Here is a 21,680-nt window from a genome sequence, read left to right as displayed (position 1 = left end):
AAAACTATCTTGTTTTGCAAAAACCGTTCTGTTTCAAAAACAGCAGTCATTCTCCTTTTAAAATTTGAGATAAATAGTGATCCTATTCTATTTTTAATTTAGATATTTACATTTAAAATTAATCAGATGATACGAAGACAGTTTATTGGTTCGGCGGCTTTAGTAGGTATTGCAGCTGCTTTTGGATTCACAAAACACTCCAATGAAAAAAATTTAATACACCATGTGTTTTTTTGGTTAAAGAACCCCCAATCGGAAGAAGATAAACAGCAATTGATTTCCGGCTTGAAAACTTTAGCAGCAATTCCAACGGTTCGCCAATTTCATTTGGGTATATTAGCTTCTACGGAAAAACGGGAAGTAGTAGACACTTCTTGGGACGTTTCAGAGCTGTTATTTTTTGATGATGAAGCGGGTCAAAAAATATATCAGGACCACCCTATTCATCAGGATTTTGTAAAAAACTGTTCCCATCTTTGGGAGAAAGTTTTGGTTTATGATGCAATAGACTTATAGGCCTTGAATCTTGAGATATTAGATCAAATACTTTTACCATAATTAAGAGATTCTAAACAAAAATTAATGAATTCTTATTTTTTTCAGCCATTACAATTTTCTACTTTACCATTTTTGCAATAATCTTTTTTGCTTGATTTGAATTACCCCAGCTTGCGATTTCGTGCAAAACAGGCATTAAGCTTTTCACTTTAGCAAATGAAAATGTAATTCCAGATTTAGATATTGGAAATTATTTGAATAACATTCGTCGGGAAAAATTATTTATTGTTGAGCAAAAACTTGTTGATGGCAAAATTTTTGAAATAGAAAGATCATATTATTTAGCAGAAGTAGAAATTGGAAATAAAGTATCTATAAACAATGAGGTTATTAAAGACGGCTCATATCAAATAAGCAACGAAAAAAAAATATATGAAGTCAAAAACAATACAATAATACAGATTTTTACAGTTAACATTTACAAAACTTCTTCTGAAACAGAAATTACAGTACATCAAAAAAATTACTGGGAGATATCAAAAGGTGATAGCGTTTTTATAAACTCTGAAATTGCAGAAAGTCAATCATTAAAACTTACGAAAGGGAGGATTTTATTAATTCATGATGGTAAAATTAACCAAATTAAATGGAAAACAATTTTTCATAATTTACTGTATTTATATCTGCATTAAATTCTCACTAAGTTTCAGAGTAAATTGGGCATTTAATCGCAATAATACTTATGTCATGGGGTGATTATGTTTTTAAAGTTTCAATATAAAAACATGGGACAAATATTAAATGCCAACTGTAGAATTTGCAATTTTGAAATTGATTTTAAATATGGTGGCGGTCAGTTTAATTACCATGAAAACCGCCCTGTTTCTGCTATAAATAAAGAAACTGGACAATTTGAAACCGTGAACTATTATTTCACTTCCTTAATTGCACTGCTCTCTATCCAGCCTTCGGTTCCATCCGTTAGTTGCACTTTTTTCCATTTTTCGATGACTTCCTTCACATAAACTTTAGTTCCTTCATGCAGCACAAAAATAGATTTACCGCCATTTCTGGGTTCGCTTTTCACATTCGCCATTTCGGCAAAAACAATGGCTGGTTTTTCGGTATCAAAATGACTTTTCTCAATAATAGCTGCGACCAGCGTCATTAGTAAAAGAAAAACAGCCAGAAACATTCCAAAAAAGAAAATCCGTTTAGGAAGTGTTCTTTGTAAAAAATAGTACCCGATAAAAAACAACAAAAAAGCGGCAGCCAATCCTACAGAAACCCATTCCCAGGTATTATAATGATAAATTCCCGTGAAATCACGAACTAATTTTGCAAAACCTACTTTTGGGATTACTTTAATTTCATCAATTGTTCTTTTTTGAGCGAATTTCAGGTTGTTTATACTTCCTTGATCGTTTGGATTGAGCACTAATGCTTTTTCATAATTGTAGATCGAAGGCGCAACCTGATTCAATTTATAATAGGCATTTCCTAAATTAAAATACAATTCCGAAGAGTGCTGCTGGGTTTTCAAAACACTTTCATAGGCAGCCACGGCTTCAGTGTACTTTGCCTTTTCATAATACGCATTCCCTTTTTCAAAGCCGTTTTGGGCAAAGAAAAACTGAGTTGAAAGTAAAAGTATGTATAGTATATTTTTCATCATTATCTTTTTTTGCAACGAGGGCACAAAGGCTCAAAGTGTATTTACTCAAAAATTAATTTTAGTACTTTTATTAAGCAATCTGTTTTTCCAACGCAGCGATGATATAAACTGCTTTATCAAAATCCTGTTGTATTGTAACACTGGATGAAGGTGCATAACGAGCCACTTCACAATTTTCAGTAAGCGCAATAAAATCGTTTACAGCTTCTGGTTTTGCATTTCGGGACAACAATAATTCCTGAATATTATTCTTGCTCATTTCAGAGGTTTCAATGTGTAATTTTGCCTTCAGGAAATTATGCATCGCTTTCTCCAGTGCAATGTAAAACAGTTCTTTGTTATTGATTTGTTTCTTGGCCACTGATAAATATTTCTTGGCCAGTCTATTATTCATTCGGATTCTGTTTCCGGAAATATCGCCATCCATAGCTTCCTTTTTCTTTTTGAATAACACAATTATTGGAACCAATAAAAAAGGCAGTACTAACAATCCAATAAACAAATTCGATCCAAAGAAATCCTCTTTATCAATGGTAACCAGATTGGTTTTTGACTTGATCGTTTTAAATTCTTCAACCGCTGCAATTTTATTTTTATTTCCAGCTGTAGCAGAAGAATCTGCCGGAGAAGGGCCATCAAGAATATGGATCATAATCTCTGGAGAACGGAGTGTTTTATACGTACGGGAATCCAGATCAAAATAAGAAAACAGCATTGGTTTTACCGGATAATTTCCTCTGTATTGCGGAATTATAGTATAACTGTCTGACATTTTTCCGCTCATACCGGAAAGTGGTGTACTGATGTCTTCGCTGTGAACGGCATCATACATTTCCAGCGCATTTGGCACAACTGGTTTTGGCAAACTGAACAATTTTAGATTCCCTTTTCCGGTTACGCTGACAACAAGATCCAGACTTTCTCCGTTTTTTAAATCGGTTTTAGACGGTGTGACTTTGAAGTCGAAACTTCCAACCGCTCCGGTAAAATTTTCTGGTTTTCCAGACTCGGGTAGTGGTTTAACGGTAATGGTTTTGGCTCCGGCCGAAACTCTTTGGGTCGTTTCCGTTAGTACCATTCGACCAAACATATCCCTTTGGTTCGTTGGTAACTGCACATCAACTGCTAATGATAGGGGCTCGATCTTAAGTTTTCCTGATTTTTGCGGATATAGCACTACTTTTTTTAGCACGATATAGCGATAATTTTGGCCTTTAAACATCCCCTCTTCGGCAGCAAGCTGTTTTATTTCAATATTTTGACTCCAAAAATCATTGTATTTTGGCTTGGTCAGTTCTCCTAAATTTGAGATGCCAATATTTGCAAAATACAATTTGTACACGACCGTAATGGGTTCGTTGATGTACGGATTTGTTTTAGACACATCGGCAACAAGATATAAGTTTTCATCCGCAGACACTTGTGAATCGTTTGGATCTCTGGGTTGTTGCGTAGCCTCAGTAACATTTATTTTTACTGGTGCTGTCTTATAAATTTGACCATTAAACTCTATGGCTGCCTGCTTGATAACCAAGGTTCCTTTTTGATTTGGCAAAAGAATATATGAATAGACTTTCTCAAAAGAACTTCTCCCGTTTACCCAGGACTGACTTACTTGCTGGCTGGGCCCGGCAACAATTCTAAATCCTTCAAATGAAGGCTTCACAAAATTATCCCCATCTACATTCATCATAAAATCAATACGCAACCTCTCATTTAAGCCCAACGTACTTTTGCTGACTTTGGCCTCAAACTGAACCTGAGCATTAAGGGAGCTGCACACCAATAAAACGATTGCTGCTATATATTTTTTCATTTTCAAACTGTCTAATTGAATTACCAATCCTTCTCCGTTTTAACTGGTTTTCCTTTTACTTTCTGGGCATTCACCTTATCCTGAACCTTCTTTTCTTCTCTATTTACAGCATCTAGTAAATTTTCCAGACGTTGTTTGGAGATACCTCCAGGTGCTGGTTTTGGCTCCCCATTTTCATTGGGTTTTGGCTCATTTTTATCTTTGTCCTGATCGCCTTTATCGTCTTTTTTATCGTCCTCTTTTTTGTCTTTCTTCTCGTCCTTTTTATCGTCTTTCTTGTCTTTATCTTTATCTTTCTTGTCGTCTTTTTTCTTGTCATCCTTTGGCGGATTGTCTTTCAGCATTTTTTTGGCCAAAGCAAAATTATAACGGGTTTCCTCATCGGTTGGGTCATTTCGCAAGGCGTTTTTATACGCTTCTACCGCCTGAGTATAATCCTTTTCATTCATGAATACGTTTCCCAAATTATGCAGGGCTCTGTGTTTTTGAGGTCTCGTTTTTGAATTTTTAAATGCTTTGGCGTACGCAAATTTGGCTTCTCCAGACTGCTTTTGCTTGTAAATACTATTTCCAAGATTGAAGGACGCAGCGGTACTATTAGGGAATTTTGAATCCGAAATTCTGTAATTAGCCTCTGCCTCTGCGAATTTGTTTTCCGCATATTCTGCATTTGCTTTAGGCAAAATTCGGTCTTTTTGTTGTGCGTACAAACCGGCCGTTCCGCAGAAAGCAATCATTAAAAAAGCAATTATGATAATTTTAAATCTTTTCATTTATTGTATCTATAAATCCAGAAGGCTAAGAACCTTTAGGAAATAATTATTTATTTTCGTTAAATAAATTCAATTTCTTAACCCAGCTTGTTTTTCTCTCCAACAGAAAGACATCCACAAATAACAGCAAGAAGGCAAAGCCCAAAAACCATTGAAATTGCGATTGAAAATCCGCCATTTCCGTCGCTTCAAATTCGGTTTTTTGAATATTATTCAATGCATTTTTTACATATTCAAGCACTTCTTTGGTATTATTTCCGTTTACATAACCCCCTTTTGTGGCTTTAGCAATCGCTGTCAGACTTTCTGGAACCAACTTCGTTATAACCACTTGGTTGTTATTGTCTTTCTTGAAACCTTCAATAATTCCATTTCTTTTCAATGGGATTGTACCTCCTTTTTCAGTTCCAACACCAATTGTAATAATTTTAATTCCCAACTTATTGGCTTCTTCAGCCGCTTCTTCAGCACCTTCATTATGGTCTTCACCATCCGAAATCATGATCAATAACTTACTCGTTTTTTTATCATCAAAATAGGTTGACGATAATTTGATTGCCTCGTTGAACGATGTTCCTACGGAGGAAACCATATCAGTATTCATGCTTTGCAAAAACATTTTTGCAACGCTGTAATCCGTAGTGATGGGCAATACCGGAAAAGCACTTCCGGCATACGCCACAATACCTATTCTATCGCTTCCTAGCTGGTTGATGATTTGTGAGACAATTTGCTTGCTTTTGTCCAATCGATTGGGCGCAACATCTTCGGCCAGCATACTTTTAGAAACATCCATTGCAAAAACAATGTCAATCCCTTCCCGTTTTACGGTTTCCATCTTGGTGCCAATCTTTGGGTTTACCAAAGCAAAAATCAGCCCAAGAAAAGCTAAAATCAGCACGACTATTTTTAATACTGGCTTAAAAACGGAACTTTCCGGACTTAATTTTTTTACCATTTCTAAATCTCCAAACTCGCGCTGTTTCTTTCTTTTCCAATATAAATTAGCCAGAAAAACCAGCACTAAAAGAGGCAGTATAAAAAGAAGGTATAAATATTTTTTTTCGTCTAATTCCATTTTTAATTTTAGATTTATGAATTTTGATCTTAGATTTTTACCCTAAATCAAAAATTCTAAACTTGGTCATTCTAATTCCAATATTCCAGTTCGTGCTCCCTTCCCTTCGGGGAGGGCTGGGGTGGGGATTTTATATAAAGCTTTTAAAAACTGTATTCCTTAGTCCTACTTCCAGCAACAACAAAAAACCGGCAAACCATATAAAAGGCCTGAATTTTTCATCGTAATCATAGAATTTTAATTCTTCTATTTCTGTAGTTTCCAGTTTATTGATGGAGGCATAAATTTCGGCCAGCTTGCTATTGCTGGTGGCTCTAAAATATTTTCCGTCCGTTTTTCTGGCAATACTTTTCATTAATTGTTCGTCGATTTCCACTTTCATCATTTGGAATAAAAACGTTCCATTAGGTGCTATTTTATAGGGAAACATGGCCATTCCGTTAGTTCCAATTCCTACTGTGTATACTTTTATTCCATATTGCTTGGCGATGTCTGAGGCTGTTTCCGGCTCAATGAACCCAGCATTATTCACACCATCTGTCAAAAGAATAATGACTTTACTTTTGGCTTTACTGTCTTTTAATCGGTTTACGGCAGTGGCTAATCCCATCCCGATTCCGGTTCCGTCCTGCAAAACAGTATCGTATTTTATAGTGCTAATCGCATTTAGGATTACTGCTTTATCGCTGGTCACCGGTGTTTTTGTGTACGCTTCCGAGGCATACACCACTAATCCTATTCTGTCATTTGGTCGTTCTTCAACAAAATCAGCTGCGACTCTTTTCAATGCTTCCATTCGGTTTGGTTTCAAATCTTTGGCCAGCATACTTCCAGAAACATCTATTGCCATAACAATATCAATTCCTTTAGTTGTTTTTGTTCTACTGCTTACATCCACCGTTCTTGGCCTGGCCATGGCAACAATTAAAGAACACAATGCCAAAACCCGGAATACATTCAACAGTGGCTTTAACTTTGTCAAATACGACTCTGCGCCTTTAAATCCTGCTATAGAACTAATTTTTAATGTTGCGATCTGTTCGTTTTTTGTCCAAAGCAACCAGGCAATCACAACTGGAATCAGTAGAAACAGCCAAAAAAATTCTGGGTTCAAAAAAGTTATTTTATCCATTATTTACTTGCTTGTTTTAATTCGACCGAGTTCAAAACTCGTTCTGAGATTTCATTGCCATAGGTATCTCCTTCTTCATGAAAAAGTAAAATTTGTTGTAATCCACCTTCCTGACTGAACAATACTGCTTCATAGTACATTTTTACACCTGTCGCATCACCGCCATCAACTTGGGAAAAAGTGCCGTAGGCTTTAATCCCTTTGACCCCTTCTTTGGTTTCAAATTCTTCTTGTTTAACAATCATATTTTGAGCTCCTTGGGATTCTAATGATTGCAATATCCCGTCCATCGATTTAGCCAAATCAATTTGCGTTTCTGCTTTGAATTTTAACGTAGAAACCATCACATAAAAACGATCTAAAACACTACCATACACAAACGATTGCATCTCTTTAATCAATGCCATTCCATTTTTAGGAAGCGTTTTAGTCAGATCTATTCTCTTGAGTACTTTTGGTGTTTCTATGATAATTCCTGGATTTCCATATTCACTTTTTACCCATTCGCCTTCTAATAATTCTTTTGTAGGATGACCAATGATATTGTCTTTCACATAACTAAACCCTTTGGTAGCAATAAAAAAAGTGGTGGTCGCTGCCAATAAAAAAAGTACAATAGCGCTGGCCGTAAGAATCCGTTTATTTCTTTGTTTGCGCAACTGAATTTGAATTTGTTTTTGTCTTTGTGCTTCATTCAACAGTATCTCTTCTGCTTCTGGAACTTCCAGCGGAATGGAGCTGTCCAGGGTTAAAATTGCTTTTTGAATTTTATTTCGGTCTTCGGTTATTTCAAAATCCAATGGTTTCGATTTGGCAAATTTCACTAAATCGGCTTGTTTCAAAACACGCTCCAGATTATCGATAATTTCCTTCGAAAGCGTCATTTTCTTTTTGACAGAAGCCGCTCTAAGTCCAAGAATCAGCTCTGATGTAGTACTTTCCATAGCTGGAATTTCTATGGCTTCTTCAATATAATTTCGGGCAATATCAGTCAATTCACTGTAATAGGCCTTGACTTCTCCTTTTTGCCAAAGTTCTTTTTTCTCCAAAGAATCCAGCAAACTAGTCGCTCTTTCTATAGGCGTTTTATAAATTTCTTTGTGTAGTTTTTTCTCTTGTCGTTTTTTAATAAACCAATAAATACACGCTCCTATACCACCAATCAAAGCAACAATCAGCAGGTATTTCCACCAATCCCCAATTGAATTATCCGCAGGAGCAATGTCCTTGATGTCGTACATTTTTTGTTTCAAAGTATCCACTTGAACATTCGCTACCTCAACCAAAAGCGAATCCGTAAAAAACGGTTTGCTGTTGATAAAAATCTTGATACTTGGAACCACATATCTGCCAGAATCAAATTGGGTCAACCCGTATTTCTTGATTAATTCATAACGGCCATCCATTTTGACCGTATCAATAGGATACGACTGAATCACCTCTAAAGCGCCAAGGTTTTTTAAGTTTGGAAAAATGACCTTAGACGAAGTATCAACAGTAGTTTTTATGGATAATTTAAATTCGGCACCAATTTTATTTTTAATTGTATCAATACTTGTGACTACTTGCTTTTGTTGTGCAAAAACAGCCGTAGAAAGCAGCAATAGTAGGTATAATTGTTTTTTCATCTTTTATTATTGAACCCTTATCTCGATTTAAAATAACTCAGCAATTTAGTCACATAACTTTCATCAACTCTTGTGTTTACCACACCTGAACCTGATTTACTGAATGTTTCTTTAAAATAGGTTACTTTATTATGGTACTGTTTTTCATAATTCATTCGCACTGCTTTCGAGCTGGTATTTATCAATTCAATTGCTCCGGTTTCGGCATCAAGCATAGAAACCATCCCTAAATTCGGCATTTTTTCTTCCCGAATGTCGTACACGCGAATCCCAGTTATATCGTGTTTTTTAGAGGCTATTTTTAATGTATGTTCATACTCTTCCGACATGAAATCAGAAATTACAAACACAATAGCTTTCTTTTTCTGGGTTCCCGATAAAAATTTTAAGGCTTGGGCAAGATCTGTTTTACGGCTTTTGGGCTGAAATTCGATCAATTCCCTGATGATGCGCAATACATGCGATCTTCCCTTTTTTGGCGGAATATACAATTCGATTGCGTCAGAAAACAAAATTAAACCTATTTTATCATTGTTTTGTGTGGCTGAAAAAGCCATTGTTGCCGCAATCTCCGTAACAATATCTTTCTTGAATTGATTTTTCGAACCAAAACTTTCTGATCCTGATATATCCACCATCAACATCATGGTCAATTCCCGTTCTTCCTCAAACACTTTTACGTGCGCTTCATTGTATCGCGCCGTAACATTCCAATCAATAGCACGAATATCATCTCCAAACTGGTATTGACGCACCTCGCTGAACGTCATTCCGCGCCCTTTAAAAGATGTGTGGTATTCCCCCGAAAAGATGTGATCGCTCAATCTTCGGGTTTTGATTTCTATTTTTCGTACTTTTTTTAAGAGGTCTTTTGTATCCATTTCTTTGGTAATTAGTGAGAAGTGAGTGGTGAGTAGCAACCAAAAAAGGCTAATTACTATTCACTTTTTACTATTCACTTTTATGGTACTTCTATTTCGTTTACAATTTTGTTAATAATATCAACCGAAGTAATGTTTTCGGCTTCTGCTTCGTAGGTAACACCAATTCTATGACGCAATACATCATGCACTACCGCCCGAACATCTTCTGGAATTACATAACCGCGACGTTTGACAAAAGCGTAACATTTTGCAGCATTTGCTAAATTGATGCTTCCTCGAGGAGATGCTCCAAAACTGATTAACGGTTTCAAATCAGCCAATTTGTATTTCTCCGGGTACCGTGTGGCAAAAACGATATCCAGAATGTATTTCTCTATTTTTTCATCCATGTATACTTCCCGAACGGCTTCCTGTGCGCGCAAGATTTGCTCTACTGAAACTACTGGATTAACTTTTTCATAACTCCCTTTCAGGTTCTGGCGAACAATCAAACGTTCGTCTTCCATTTTTGGGTAATCAATAACCGTTTTCAACATAAAACGATCCACCTGGGCTTCAGGCAATTGGTACGTTCCTTCTTGTTCAATAGGATTTTGAGTAGCCAAAACCAAGAATGGACGGTCTAGTTTGAAAGTAGTGTCTCCAATAGTTACTTGCTTTTCCTGCATGGCTTCCAGTAAGGCGGATTGTACTTTGGCAGGTGCACGATTTATCTCATCCGCAAGGACGAAATTAGCAAAAATTGGTCCTTTTTTTATCGAAAACTCATTTTGCTTAATATTGTAAATCATTGTTCCCACAACATCCGCAGGCAATAAATCCGGCGTAAATTGTATTCTGCTGAAAGAGCCATGTACCGCTTGTGAAAGCGTATTGATCGCTAATGTTTTTGCTAATCCGGGAACTCCTTCTAATAAAATATGACCCTGACCCAAAAGTCCAATCAACAAACGCTCCACCATGTGCTTTTGACCTACAATAACCTTGTTCATTTCCATTGTGAGAAGGTCTATAAAAGCACTCTCTCTTTCAATTTTTTCATTGATTGCTCTGATGTCTAAAGCCGCTGTATTTTCTTCCATTTTATTATTTTTAAAACCTTGAATTTAATGCCGTCGTTTTGAAGGTGCAAATTGAATTTTTTTTTAGAAGTAAGATGTTAAAAAATGGTTAAAACTTCGACAAAAGACTTAATTTTAAGGCCGAATTATGATACAATTTTTATATTTTTAAGAACTTTGAAAAATATATTTCGAATTTGAAGATTTACGCATTTTAATAAAAAATAAAAAACATGAATAAAACTAAATTATCACCCATTGTAGCAGGCGTCATGAACTGGGGGATTTGGGATAAAAATCTCAATACCAAAGAAATGGAAAACATGATTAATGTGTGTTTAGAAAATAAAATCACCACTTTTGACCATGCTGATATCTACGGGGATTACACCACCGAGTCTGATTTTGGAAAAGCATTTGCAGCCAGCAGTATTGACCGGGAAAAAATGCAATTGATATCCAAATGCGGAATCCAAATGGTGACCGAAAACCGGAACAATACGATCAAACATTATGAATATTCAAAAGAGTACATCATCTGGTCCGTTGAAAACTCCTTAAAAAACCTGCATACCGATTATTTAGACGTGCTTTTACTACACAGACCCAGTCCTTTGATGCAGCCGGATGAAATTGCCGAAGCCGTTTTGAAGCTAAAATCAGAAGGGAAGATCATCGATTTTGGAGTTTCTAATTTCACTTCTACACAAACCGAATTAATTGGTCAAAAAACAGAAGTCTTGTACAATCAAGTCCAATTTTCGGCCACTAATTTCGAACCTATGGTGGATGGAAGTTTTGATTATATGCAGGCCAATAACATTCGGCCTATGTCTTGGAATCCACTTGGATCTGTTTTCAGAAAAGATATTCCGCAAACCCATCGCTTAAAAAAATTATTGGCGACCTTAGTTTCAAAATACCATTTAGGCTCCGACTCGATTTTGCTGTCCTGGATTTTAAAACACCCTGCTCAAGTAATTCCTATTGCCGGAACGGTAAATGTAGCCCGAATCCAATCCTTGATGAAAGCCGTTGAATTAGAATTAGACAAAGAAGATTGGTTTGCTATTTGGGCAGCAAGTATGGGAACAAATGTAGCCTAGAATCCCTATTCAACTCAACAACTTTAGAATCAAAAAAGAAAAAAATTTCATGACTAAAACAGCCTTAGTGACCGGAGCCACCAGCGGAATTGGTAAAGCAACAGCACAAATATTAGCTAAAAATAACTATCAGATTATTCTTTGCGGACGCCGTGAGGACCGATTGACTGAACTCAAAAAGGAGCTTTCAGCATTTACCAAAGTGCATACGTTGTCTTTTGACGTTCGAGATAAAAAAGCGGTTTTCGAAAGCATCAATTCTATTCCGGAAGTCTTTGCTACAATTGATGTTTTGATTAATAATGCCGGAAATGCACATGGTTTAGACCCCATTCAAAAAGGAGATTTAGACGACTGGGATGCCATGATTGACATCAATGTAAAAGGACTTTTGTATGTCTCAAAAGCCATAATCCCACAAATGATCGAACGAAAATCAGGTCATATTATCAACATTGGGTCCATAGCCGGAAAAGAAGTATATCCAAACGGAAACGTCTATTGTGCTTCCAAACATGCTGTTGATGCCTTAAACCAAGCTATGCGAATGGACTTGAATCCTTATGGAATCCGGGTGGGAGCCATTCATCCCGGTGCCGTGGAAACAGAATTCAGTGAAGTGCGTTTCAAAGGCGATACAGACAGAGCCGCCAATGTATACAAAGGTTTTGAGCCATTACATCCTGAAGACATTGCTGACATTATTCACTTTGTAGTTTCCAGACCGTACCATGTAAATATTGCCGATTTGATGGTGTTGCCAACCGCACAAGCCGCTGCTACTATTTTAAAAAGGAATTGATTATCCCCATTATTTATTATAAAACACTACAATACATCGAGTTATCATTATATTTATAAAAGGGAATAAACAAAAAATGCAACAGGTAAAAATGCAACCGCTAATTCGCAGATTTTCTAATTAATTTTAAAATCTGCGAATTAGCGGTAGTTTATTAAAATATTCTGATAGAAAAGGATCAAAATAGGATCAACAAATATGTCTTTACAACACTGAAAAAAAAAATACATAATAAACAGTACCAATGATCAACAAACGCATTCTTATTAAAAACCTGCTTGCTCACAATGATGAAAGTAGTTTTTATGACAAAAAGCGCCAGTTAAATTTGCATACACGGGAAGGAAAAGCCAAGTTTCTCAAACACATTTGCGCGCTGTCCAATTCAAACCCTATGAATAACTCCTATATTGTAGTGGGGGTTGAAGACCAAGACAATACTATTGTGGGGGATGATTTTTTTGATGACAGTCGGATTCAGAATTTAGTGAATGCCTATCTGGAGAATCCACCCAAAATTCAATATGAAAATATACCTTTTCCAAATCTACCAAAGGACAAGGTTATCGGACTGGTAACAATCAAGCCAAAAAGCAACACCTCCTATTTCAAAAAAGGAATTCACACGATTCCTGCCAACAGTATTTTTATCCGAAGAGGCAGCAACACGACACCGGTTGAAGGCGAAATTGAAAAGAATTATCAGAATACGGAAACCGTAATTGGCATTGAAAACAACTCCCGAAACAGCATTGAATACACACTTGATGGCGTGATTGATTTTATGAATTTACGCCACAAAGACATGTCGCCAAAGTATAAAGTATTCAAGGAGTTATTTGTGATTTGCTGGGCAGGAATTGCAAAAAAATCCCGTGATAAAACGTATTTATCCCGCGTGGATATTGAATTGATCAACGAACAAATCAAGCTGTTTTATTCGGCTCAGGATGTGGTCGAAATCACTTTTGACGAAGATACTTTTACCATTATTGAGTATGTTCCTTTGGGTCTGAATGATAAAACGAGTTATTATCCTTTAGAAAAACAAACGATTCATTTTCACGACAATGGCTATTATAAAATTGAGAGAGAGATGCTTTTTCAACCACCGGAATTCAACAAGAAAATGCTGTTCCATATTTATAATGCCAATATTACTTTGCTGAACAAACTCCAAAAAGGACTTTCATTAAGCAAACGAGAAGAAAAAGATTTAGAGAATTTACCCTCAACATTTATGATTTGCTACCTCAACGGTTTTGAAGAAGCCAAACAAAAGCTAATAGATGCCAAAGTACTGTTGAAACCTTTCAACCACGTGTATTTATCGTTTAAGGAAGCGTTGCGAATTTTGAGAAAGATGAAATATGATGTGCAGTAATTTTTTGTTGATTTATTTATTTTTAAAATGTCCTGAAAAGTAAAATAAGCCCGTAAAGCAGTGATATTTTAAGTTTTACTTTAAAATGAGATTTGAGGAATTTAGCCCTGTTATTTGCTATAAAAATCAGAATTTTTAAAAAAGAGCTCCTTTAACTTTAGTTAAAAAAATAAGTTAAAAAGTAGTACTTCACCACTCTTTTACTTAATTTTATACCTTGAAAGACAGCTCGTATTTCTTGCTGTTTTTAGACTAATAAATGAACAACCCGTACATGAGAACACTTGTTATAGGCGATATCCACGGTGGTTTGCGAGCATTGCACCAAATTATGGAAAGAGCCAATGTTACTAAAAACGACACCCTGATTTTTCTGGGAGATTACGTCGATGGCTGGAGTCAATCGCCTCAAGTACTAGATTTTATCATTGCTCTGAAAACCAAACAAAACTGCATCTGCATCCGTGGGAACCATGATGATTTATTGCTGGAATGGCTCGGCGAAAGCAAAGACAATCTGCTTTGGCACAAACATGGTGGAGAAGCAACTGTTTTAGCCTACGAAACGGTTGGCTTAGAAACCAAGAAAAAACACATTGAATTCCTGAAATCATTAGAAAATTTTCATCTGGACGAGCAACAACGGCTTTTTGTCCATGCCGGTTTTACGAATATGAATGGTGTTGACTTTGAATATTTTCCCGGGCTTTTCTATTGGGACAGAACCTTATGGGAAACGGCCTTGGCATTAGACACGACAATGAAAACCGACCATGCGTTTTACCCAAAACGCTTTACTTTATATAATGAAATCTATATTGGTCACACGCCTGTCACCCGAATAGGTGAAATGACTCCCGTTCAAAAGGCAAATGTTTGGAATGTAGATACCGGAGCAGCCTTCAAAGGACCATTGACTATTATGGATGTTGACACCAAGGAGTTTTGGCAAAGTGAACCTTTGAACCAATTGTATTTTGACGAAAAAGGAAGAAATTAGATGTCCTATTTTTTTAAACCTGTGTTTAAAAGTGATCTATTACTGCCACATTAACACTTGCACAAGCTTTAAAAAACAAAAAAAAATCGTCTAAGTCAAATATATTTGTCTGGGCACTTTGGATTTTATTATTGCTGTAGAAAAGGGTTTGTTTTTTTCGATGTGTATGACGGGTTAGATTACATCACAAAGATTATTGTGCGTGTTTTTTAATAAGTTTACAAGGAATTTGTAATACTAAAAAAGGCAATTTGAAATATTCAAATTGCCTTTTTTAGTTAATTCTATTTTGGGGTTACAAATCAAATTTTATTCCTTGTGCCAATGGCAATTGGGTTCCGTAATTGATAGTATTAGTTTGTCTTCTCATGTAGGCTTTCCATGCATCAGAACCCGATTCACGGCCGCCGCCAGTTTCTTTTTCCCCTCCAAAAGCACCACCAATTTCAGCTCCTGAAGTACCAATATTTACGTTGGCAATTCCACAATCGGAACCCGATTGAGAAAGGAACAATTCCATTTCTCTCATGCTGTTTGTAAAAATAGAAGAAGAAAGTCCTTGTGGAACTCCGTTTTGCAACGCAATCGCTTCTTCAATCGTGCTGTATTTCATTACATATAAAATAGGAGCAAAAGTTTCTGTTTGCACAATGTTAAAATGGTTTTCAGCTTCAATGATACATGGTCTTACATAACAACCACTTTCATATCCTTCGCCTTCAACCAAACCACCTTCAACAATAATTTTTCCACCTTCTTTTTTAGCGCTTTCAATCGCATTCAAATATTCCTGAACAGCACCTTTATCGATCAGCGGTCCTACGTGATTATTCTCATCCAATGGATTTCCTATTTGCAATTGTCCGTACGCATTTTTCAACACGCTGATCGTTTTGTCATATACACTTTCGTGAATGATTAAACGTCTGGTTGAGGTACAACGCTGTCCTGCTGTTCCTACCGCTCCAAAAACCGCTCCGACTAATACCATACTGATATCCGCGTGTTCCGAAACGATAATAGCATTGTTCCCTCCTAATTCAAGGATAGTATTTCCAAAACGTTCGGCAACAGTTTTTGATACGTGACGACCTATTCTAGTTGAACCTGTAAAAGAAACCAGCGAAATTCTCTTATCATTATTGATTAAGTCTCCGGATTCATTTCCTGTTACTAAACAACTAACGCCTTCAGGAACGTTATTTCTTTTTAACACTGTTTTAATGATGTTCTGACAAGCAATTCCACATAAAGGTACTTTTGAACTTGGCTTCCAGATGGCAACATCACCGCAAACCCAAGCAATCATAGCGTTCCAACTCCAAACTGCTACCGGAAAGTTAAACGCTGAAATGATTCCAACCGTTCCTATTGGATGGTATTGCTCATACATCCGGTGCAAAGGTCTTTCAGAGTGCATGGTTAATCCGTACAATTGACGGGATAATCCCACCGCAAAATCACAGATATCAATCATTTCCTGTACTTCGCCATATCCTTCTTGAAGACTTTTTCCCATTTCATAAGAAACTAGTTTTCCTAAAGGCTCTTTGAATTTTCTTAATTCATCTCCCATCTGGCGAACGATATCCCCTCTTTTAGGAGCTGGAACCATACGCCATTCTAAAAATGCTTCCGAAGCTTTTTTCATTGCTTTTTCATAGTCTTCCTTAGAAGATGTTTTTACTTTTCCAATTAAAGTCCCATCTGCTGGTGAATAACTTTCGATGATTTTTCCATTGGCAAAATTAGCTGCTCCTGTTGATGTTCCTTCATTTACCTCCTCAATCCCTAATTGCTTTAGGGCGTCTTTGATTCCGAATTGATCTGCTATTGTTATCATTGTAACTTTTTTATTAAAAATTGTTATATTATTTACAAATATATTGATTTAACGTCAAATACTAAACATTGCTACTTTTATTTTGTTCTTTGGATCCAAAATCTGTTTTTTATAAAACAAACCCTTTTATAGATCTCAGAATTCTATCCAAATGATCTTCTTTTGAGGTTCCTTGTTATCGGTAGGCAAAATAAAATCGGATACACACTATAGTTTTAATCCCCTATAGTTGTAAATCTATTCTATTTTATCTTAAAAACAGAACAATTACTTATCTTAACTTTTATTTCCTGCGACGTTCCGTGAATATATTTGCAAGGGATAGTGGGAAATAGCTCCAAATAAAAATTGGATTGCTTATTTTTGTGCTCAATAAAATAGAATCATGATACAGAATCCAAAAAGATATACAATAACAGCGGCATTGCCTTATACGAACGGCCCAATTCACATTGGCCATTTGGCGGGTGTCTACGTACCTTCGGACATATATTCCAGATATTTAAGATTGCAGGGAAGAGACGTTTTGTTTGTTTGCGGAAGTGACGAGCACGGCGTGGCGATTTCGATGAAAGCTAAAAAAGAAGGTATTACACCACAGGAAGTAATCGATAAATATGACGGAATTATACGTAAATCATTCTCTGATTTTGGAATTTCATTTGATAATTATTCCAGAACTTCGGCTAAAATCCATCATGATACCGCTTCGGAATTTTTTAAAAAGCTGTATGATAAAGGTGATTTTATTGAGGAAGTGACCGAGCAATTGTATGATGCAAAAGCGGATCAATTTTTGGCAGACCGGTTTGTGGTGGGAACGTGTCCAAAATGTGGCAACGAAGAAGCCTACGGCGATCAATGCGAAAAATGTGGCTCTACGTTGAATGCTACGGATTTGATTAATCCAAAATCGACCATTACAGGCGAAACGCCAATTATGAAAGCAACGAAACACTGGTTTTTGCCTTTGGATCGTTATGAAGATTTCCTGAAAGAATGGATTCTTGTTGGACATAAAAATGACTGGAAACCGAATGTTTACGGACAAGTAAAATCATGGATTGACGGTGGTTTAGAGCCTCGTGCAGTAACTCGTGACTTGGACTGGGGAATTGACGTTCCTGTTGAAGGTGCCGAAGGAAAAAAATTATACGTGTGGTTTGATGCGCCTATTGGCTACATTTCTTCTACAAAAGAATGGGCTTTGCGCGAAGGAAAAGATTGGGAACCATACTGGAAAGATAAAGACACGAAACTAGTTCATTTTATAGGGAAAGACAATATTGTTTTCCATTGCATTATTTTCCCAGCGATGTTGAAAGCCGAAGGAAGTTATATTTTGCCGGACAATGTGCCTGCAAATGAGTTCTTAAATTTGGAAGGAAATAAATTATCGACTTCAAAAAACTGGGCGGTTTGGCTGCACGAATATTTGGAAGAATTCCCGAATCAGCAAGACGTGTTGCGTTATGCGTTGACCTCAAATGCACCGGAAACAAAAGACAATGATTTTACCTGGAAAGATTTTCAGGCGAGAAACAATAATGAATTGGTGGCGATTTACGGAAATTTCATTAATCGCGTGGTAGTTTTAACCAATAAATATTACAACGGAATTGTACCTACTCCAAATGAACTTTCGGAAGTGGACGAAGCTACTTTGACGGAATTGAAAGCGTATCCAGCGGTGATTTCAAGTTCTCTGGAGCGTTACAGATTCCGGGAAGCGTTGAGCGAGTTGATGAATGTGGCTCGTTTAGGAAATAAATATTTAGCCGACGAAGAACCCTGGAAAGTAATCAAAGACAATCCGGAGCGCGTGCAGACACAAATGTACGTTGCGTTGCAAATTGCGGCTGCGTTGAGTTCACTTTGCGAACCCTTCTTGCCGTTTACAGCTACAAAATTATCAAGAATTCTAAAAATAAAAAGTCCTTTGAATTGGAATACTGTTGCTCAAAACTCTGATTTGATTCCAGCTGGTCACCAAATTGGAGAAGCGGAATTATTGTTTGCCAAAATTGAAGACGAGGAAATACAGAAACAAATTGACAAATTAGAGGCGACTAAAACGGCTAACAAAGCAGAGAATAAAGTAGCCGAACCACAGAAAGAAACAATTCAATTTGAGGATTTTGCCAAAATGGATATCCGTACGGGAACAATCTTGGAAGCAGAAAAAATGCCAAAAGCGAACAAGCTTTTGATTTTGAAAATAGATACTGGAATTGACGTGCGCACCATTGTTTCAGGAATTGCGGAGAGTTTTAAGCCCGAAGATATAATAGGGAAAAAAGTTACTGTTTTAGTGAATTTGGCTCCAAGAAACCTTCGTGGCGTAGAAAGTCAGGGCATGATATTGATGACCACTAATGCCGAAGGAAAACTGGTTTTTGTAAATCCGGATACCGATGGCGTTGCCAATGGAGAGACTATAAATTAAGAAAAAACAACCGCAAATTTGCTAATTAATATGTAATCTTAAATATATTAAGTAATAACCATGGTATAATGTCGTATTTTAAAATCAGGATGAAATTATGTAACAATCTGATTTTAAGCTGTTTTACTTAAAGTTAATTCTTTTGACTTTACGACTTTTAAACTTTCGACTTACTTAATTAGCGAATTCGCGGTAAATAAAAAAATATGAGCTTAAAAGTAATTGCCTTCGATGCCGATGATACCTTATGGATCAACGAAACCTATTTTGATGAAACGGAGAAAAAATTCTGCGGTTTGATGGAAGATTATTTATCGCATCAGGGAATTTCTAAAGAACTTTTCAAGGTCGAAATTGACAATCTGAAATTATACGGCTACGGAATCAAAGGCTATATTCTTTCGATGATTGAAGCCGCGATGAATATTTCGAATAATACCATTCCTATTGAAATAATCGAAAAAATTATTCAATATGGAAAAGAATTGCTGGAGAAACCTATCGTTTTATTGGATGGTGTTCAAGAAACTTTAGACGCATTGAACGGAAAATACAAATTGGTTGTAGCTACCAAAGGCGATTTATTAGACCAACGCCGAAAATTGCACAATTCTGGTTTGGGACATTATTTTCACCATATAGAAGTGATGTCAGACAAACAGGAAAAAGATTATTCCGATCTCATCAAACGATTGGAAATACAACCTTCGGAATTTTTTATGATTGGCAATTCCTTAAAATCAGATATACTTCCGGTTTTAGCCATTGGCGGACATGCCGTTCACATTCCGTTTCATACCACTTGGGCACATGAAAAAATTGACCATAAAATAGAACACGAAAATTTCATTGCTTTCAAAAAAATAACAGACGTTTTAAAACGATTGGAATTACGATAAATCCACCAATCCAATTGGCTAAAATTAGAGTATGCGAGTGCATTTGTCGGATCTGTTCTGTCTTAAATTTAGCCCCTTTAAACCTCTTTTTTAAGTAAAAAAGACACAAATTCAGCATATAAATACCTATTTTGAGCTATCAAAAACGCTTTAAAACATTCAAAAAATGCCCGTTTTAGTACATTGTTTATTACAATTGGAACGAATCCTTATATAATTTACTCTTTACCGGCTATCCTCCATTTTTGTACTGTAGGTTTGTAAAAACTTTAAATTTTTATATGATGAAAAAAATCATACTTACGTTAGTTTTTGCTTCAGCGATTACAACTTTAAGCGCTCAAACAGAACCTCAGAAAAATACTGAAAACGATTACAACAAATGGTCTGTTGAATTAGCAGGTGGTGTTAATAAAACACAAAGACCAATGACTGCTGGTTATTTCACCTCTACACCTAGTCCTTTTGTTGCTGATCTTGGAGTTCGATATATGTTCAACAACAAATTTGGTTTAAAGGCTGACATTGGATACAACAGCTTCCAAGGCAAAAACAATTCAATTGATTTTGACACTAAATATTACAGAGCAGATATTCAAGCCGTCGCTAATTTAGGAAGAATCATGAATTTTGAAACATGGACAAACACTCTCGGTTTATTGGGTCATGCAGGTTTTGGTTTAGCACAATTAGAAGACCAAAATTCGGCGTTGAAAGACAGAATGGGTAACTTTATGGCCGGTGTTACAGGTCAAATTAAACTATCAAACAGAATTGCTCTAACGGGAGATTTCACAACTATTCTTAATGCTGCGCAAGATGCCGCTTTTGATGGTGCAAGTACTCGTGATGCCAGAGGTTTCTCAGGAATTCTTTTTAATGGTACAGTAGGTTTAACAGTTTACTTAGGTAAAAACGAAAAACATGCGGACTGGGTTATCGATCACGAAGGTAAATTTGATGCAATTGATACAAGATTTATGGCTATCGAAAATAAAATGCTGGATACGGATGGAGATGGCGTAGCTAATTATTTAGATCAAGAAGAAAATACTCCTGCAGGAGCAATGGTGGATACTAAAGGAAGATCAATTGACAAAAACAACAACAATGTTCCTGATGAAACAGAAGCTTTTATAATGAAAAATTATGCGAGCAAAACAGGTGACAGTACTGTTATTTACGATAATGAATTGATCAAAAGTTTAATTAATGGTGGTTATGTTGCTGTTTATTTTAACTTTGATCAATCAAGACCAACTGACGTATCTACAGAAGCTACTAGTTTTATTTTAACATACTTGAGAGACAATCCTTCTGCTTCAGTAGACATTATTGGTCATGCTGATGAATTAGGAGGATCTGCTTACAATGATAAATTATCTACAGCAAGAGCTAACCATGTTAAAACTACATTGGTAAAAGCTAACATTGATGCATCAAGATTGAATGTTGTTGCAAACGGTGAAGATACCTCTGTAGATAAAAATTCAGTAAATGCAAGAAAATTAGTTAGAAGAGTTACGTTCTCCGTAAAATAAGCTTCATACTTACTTATAAAAAAGCCCTAAAGGAAAATAGACTGCACCCAAAAGTTTAGACAAATTTATAATTAATTTTGATAATAATGAGCTCGATATTTTATCGGGCTCATT

At 36.2% G+C, this 21,680-nt stretch carries 18 protein-coding genes; 9 read left to right on the top strand and 9 right to left on the bottom strand.

Features of this window, described 5'->3' with window-relative positions; all coding sequences use genetic code 11:
• Positions 1-126 precede the first annotated feature (126 nt).
• A complete protein-coding gene (locus tag EKL99_RS07625) occupies positions 127-516 on the top strand; it encodes a Dabb family protein (RefSeq protein WP_126576695.1) in 390 nt (129 codons plus the stop codon).
• A 236-nt stretch (positions 517-752) separates the two neighbouring features.
• Entirely contained in the window at positions 753-1,190 is a 438-nt protein-coding gene (locus EKL99_RS07620) for a hypothetical protein (RefSeq protein ID WP_126576694.1), read from the top strand.
• A 236-nt stretch (positions 1,191-1,426) separates the two neighbouring features.
• On the opposite strand, the gene EKL99_RS07615 is transcribed toward EKL99_RS07620, so the two are convergent.
• From EKL99_RS07615 to EKL99_RS07580, 8 genes are all read right to left on the bottom strand, one after another.
• Positions 1,427-2,170, bottom strand: coding sequence for a tetratricopeptide repeat protein (locus tag EKL99_RS07615; protein ID WP_126576693.1), 744 nt, complete (start codon positions 2,168-2,170; stop codon positions 1,427-1,429).
• A gap of 73 nt (positions 2,171-2,243) precedes the next feature.
• Positions 2,244-3,989 (bottom strand): BatD family protein, encoded by a 1,746-nt coding sequence (locus EKL99_RS07610; RefSeq protein WP_126452129.1) that lies wholly within the window; start codon positions 3,987-3,989, stop codon positions 2,244-2,246.
• A 20-nt stretch (positions 3,990-4,009) separates the two neighbouring features.
• Positions 4,010-4,762: a tetratricopeptide repeat protein gene (locus EKL99_RS07605; protein ID WP_126576692.1), complete on the bottom strand. Its 753-nt coding sequence runs from the start codon at positions 4,760-4,762 to the stop codon at positions 4,010-4,012.
• 46 nt (positions 4,763-4,808) lie between these two features.
• On the bottom strand, positions 4,809-5,840 hold the full coding sequence (locus tag EKL99_RS07600; protein WP_126554062.1) for a VWA domain-containing protein: 1,032 nt from the start codon (positions 5,838-5,840) through the stop codon (positions 4,809-4,811).
• 130 nt (positions 5,841-5,970) lie between these two features.
• On the bottom strand, positions 5,971-6,972 hold the full coding sequence (locus EKL99_RS07595; RefSeq protein ID WP_126576691.1) for a VWA domain-containing protein: 1,002 nt from the start codon (positions 6,970-6,972) through the stop codon (positions 5,971-5,973).
• A complete protein-coding gene (locus tag EKL99_RS07590) occupies positions 6,972-8,600 on the bottom strand; it encodes a hypothetical protein (protein ID WP_126576690.1) in 1,629 nt (542 codons plus the stop codon). Before EKL99_RS07590 ends, EKL99_RS07595 begins: the two co-directional genes overlap by 1 nt.
• Positions 8,601-8,617: 17 nt before the next feature.
• Positions 8,618-9,481, bottom strand: coding sequence for a DUF58 domain-containing protein (locus EKL99_RS07585; RefSeq protein ID WP_126457681.1), 864 nt, complete (start codon positions 9,479-9,481; stop codon positions 8,618-8,620).
• A gap of 80 nt (positions 9,482-9,561) precedes the next feature.
• Positions 9,562-10,566, bottom strand: coding sequence for a MoxR family ATPase (locus EKL99_RS07580; RefSeq protein WP_126576689.1), 1,005 nt, complete (start codon positions 10,564-10,566; stop codon positions 9,562-9,564).
• Positions 10,567-10,778: 212 nt separating this feature from the next.
• On the opposite strand from EKL99_RS07580, the gene EKL99_RS07575 reads away from it, so the two are divergent.
• The 4 genes from EKL99_RS07575 to EKL99_RS07560 all read left to right on the top strand — a co-directional run bounded on the left by EKL99_RS07575 (position 10,779) and on the right by EKL99_RS07560 (position 14,837).
• Positions 10,779-11,651 (top strand): aldo/keto reductase family oxidoreductase, encoded by an 873-nt coding sequence (locus EKL99_RS07575; RefSeq protein WP_126452142.1) that lies wholly within the window; start codon positions 10,779-10,781, stop codon positions 11,649-11,651.
• 49 nt (positions 11,652-11,700) lie between these two features.
• Positions 11,701-12,453: an SDR family NAD(P)-dependent oxidoreductase gene (locus EKL99_RS07570; protein WP_126457682.1), complete on the top strand. Its 753-nt coding sequence runs from the start codon at positions 11,701-11,703 to the stop codon at positions 12,451-12,453.
• Positions 12,454-12,697: 244 nt separating this feature from the next.
• The gene (locus EKL99_RS07565) at positions 12,698-13,837 is read left to right on the top strand and encodes an ATP-binding protein (RefSeq protein WP_126457683.1); all 1,140 of its coding nucleotides are present in this window, start codon (positions 12,698-12,700) and stop codon (positions 13,835-13,837) included.
• Between the two features lie 274 nt (positions 13,838-14,111).
• Positions 14,112-14,837 (top strand): metallophosphoesterase family protein, encoded by a 726-nt coding sequence (locus tag EKL99_RS07560; RefSeq protein WP_126576688.1) that lies wholly within the window; start codon positions 14,112-14,114, stop codon positions 14,835-14,837.
• 295 nt (positions 14,838-15,132) lie between these two features.
• Here EKL99_RS07560 and EKL99_RS07555 read toward each other — a convergent pair whose 3' ends face one another.
• A complete protein-coding gene (locus tag EKL99_RS07555; RefSeq protein WP_126576687.1) occupies positions 15,133-16,680 on the bottom strand; it encodes an aldehyde dehydrogenase family protein in 1,548 nt (515 codons plus the stop codon).
• A 385-nt stretch (positions 16,681-17,065) separates the two neighbouring features.
• On the opposite strand from EKL99_RS07555, the gene metG reads away from it, so the two are divergent.
• From metG to EKL99_RS07540, 3 genes are all read left to right on the top strand, one after another.
• Complete coding sequence (metG, locus tag EKL99_RS07550) at positions 17,066-19,126, top strand: methionine--tRNA ligase (RefSeq protein WP_126576686.1); 2,061 nt, start codon at positions 17,066-17,068, stop codon at positions 19,124-19,126.
• 206 nt (positions 19,127-19,332) lie between these two features.
• Positions 19,333-20,025 (top strand): HAD family hydrolase, encoded by a 693-nt coding sequence (locus tag EKL99_RS07545; protein WP_126457686.1) that lies wholly within the window; start codon positions 19,333-19,335, stop codon positions 20,023-20,025.
• Positions 20,026-20,309: 284 nt separating this feature from the next.
• Complete coding sequence (locus EKL99_RS07540) at positions 20,310-21,566, top strand: OmpA family protein (RefSeq protein WP_126576685.1); 1,257 nt, start codon at positions 20,310-20,312, stop codon at positions 21,564-21,566.
• Positions 21,567-21,680 lie beyond the last annotated feature (114 nt).

Source organism: Flavobacterium sp. ZB4P23 (assembly GCF_003970375.1).
In the GTDB taxonomy this organism is placed as follows: domain Bacteria; phylum Bacteroidota; class Bacteroidia; order Flavobacteriales; family Flavobacteriaceae; genus Flavobacterium.
The sequence above is the reverse complement of the archived record's forward strand: the minus strand, read 5'-3'. Positions and strand labels throughout refer to the sequence as shown.

Excerpts from the sequence above, each read along its gene's own strand:
- EKL99_RS07625 (WP_126576695.1), top strand. The coding sequence starts at position 127 with ATGATACGAAGACAGTTTATTGGTTCGGCGGCTTTAGTAGGTATTGCA.
- EKL99_RS07615 (WP_126576693.1), bottom strand. The coding sequence starts at position 2,170 with ATGAAAAATATACTATACATACTTTTACTTTCAACTCAGTTTTTCTTT.
- EKL99_RS07610 (WP_126452129.1), bottom strand. The coding sequence starts at position 3,989 with ATGAAAAAATATATAGCAGCAATCGTTTTATTGGTGTGCAGCTCCCTT.
- EKL99_RS07605 (WP_126576692.1), bottom strand. The coding sequence starts at position 4,762 with ATGAAAAGATTTAAAATTATCATAATTGCTTTTTTAATGATTGCTTTC.
- EKL99_RS07600 (WP_126554062.1), bottom strand. The coding sequence starts at position 5,840 with ATGGAATTAGACGAAAAAAAATATTTATACCTTCTTTTTATACTGCCT.
- EKL99_RS07595 (WP_126576691.1), bottom strand. The coding sequence starts at position 6,972 with ATGGATAAAATAACTTTTTTGAACCCAGAATTTTTTTGGCTGTTTCTA.
- EKL99_RS07590 (WP_126576690.1), bottom strand. The coding sequence starts at position 8,600 with ATGAAAAAACAATTATACCTACTATTGCTGCTTTCTACGGCTGTTTTT.
- EKL99_RS07585 (WP_126457681.1), bottom strand. The coding sequence starts at position 9,481 with ATGGATACAAAAGACCTCTTAAAAAAAGTACGAAAAATAGAAATCAAA.
- EKL99_RS07580 (WP_126576689.1), bottom strand. The coding sequence starts at position 10,566 with ATGGAAGAAAATACAGCGGCTTTAGACATCAGAGCAATCAATGAAAAA.
- EKL99_RS07575 (WP_126452142.1), top strand. The coding sequence starts at position 10,779 with ATGAATAAAACTAAATTATCACCCATTGTAGCAGGCGTCATGAACTGG.
- EKL99_RS07570 (WP_126457682.1), top strand. The coding sequence starts at position 11,701 with ATGACTAAAACAGCCTTAGTGACCGGAGCCACCAGCGGAATTGGTAAA.
- EKL99_RS07565 (WP_126457683.1), top strand. The coding sequence starts at position 12,698 with ATGATCAACAAACGCATTCTTATTAAAAACCTGCTTGCTCACAATGAT.
- EKL99_RS07560 (WP_126576688.1), top strand. The coding sequence starts at position 14,112 with ATGAGAACACTTGTTATAGGCGATATCCACGGTGGTTTGCGAGCATTG.
- EKL99_RS07555 (WP_126576687.1), bottom strand. The coding sequence starts at position 16,680 with ATGATAACAATAGCAGATCAATTCGGAATCAAAGACGCCCTAAAGCAA.
- metG (WP_126576686.1), top strand. The coding sequence starts at position 17,066 with ATGATACAGAATCCAAAAAGATATACAATAACAGCGGCATTGCCTTAT.
- EKL99_RS07545 (WP_126457686.1), top strand. The coding sequence starts at position 19,333 with ATGAGCTTAAAAGTAATTGCCTTCGATGCCGATGATACCTTATGGATC.
- EKL99_RS07540 (WP_126576685.1), top strand. The coding sequence starts at position 20,310 with ATGAAAAAAATCATACTTACGTTAGTTTTTGCTTCAGCGATTACAACT.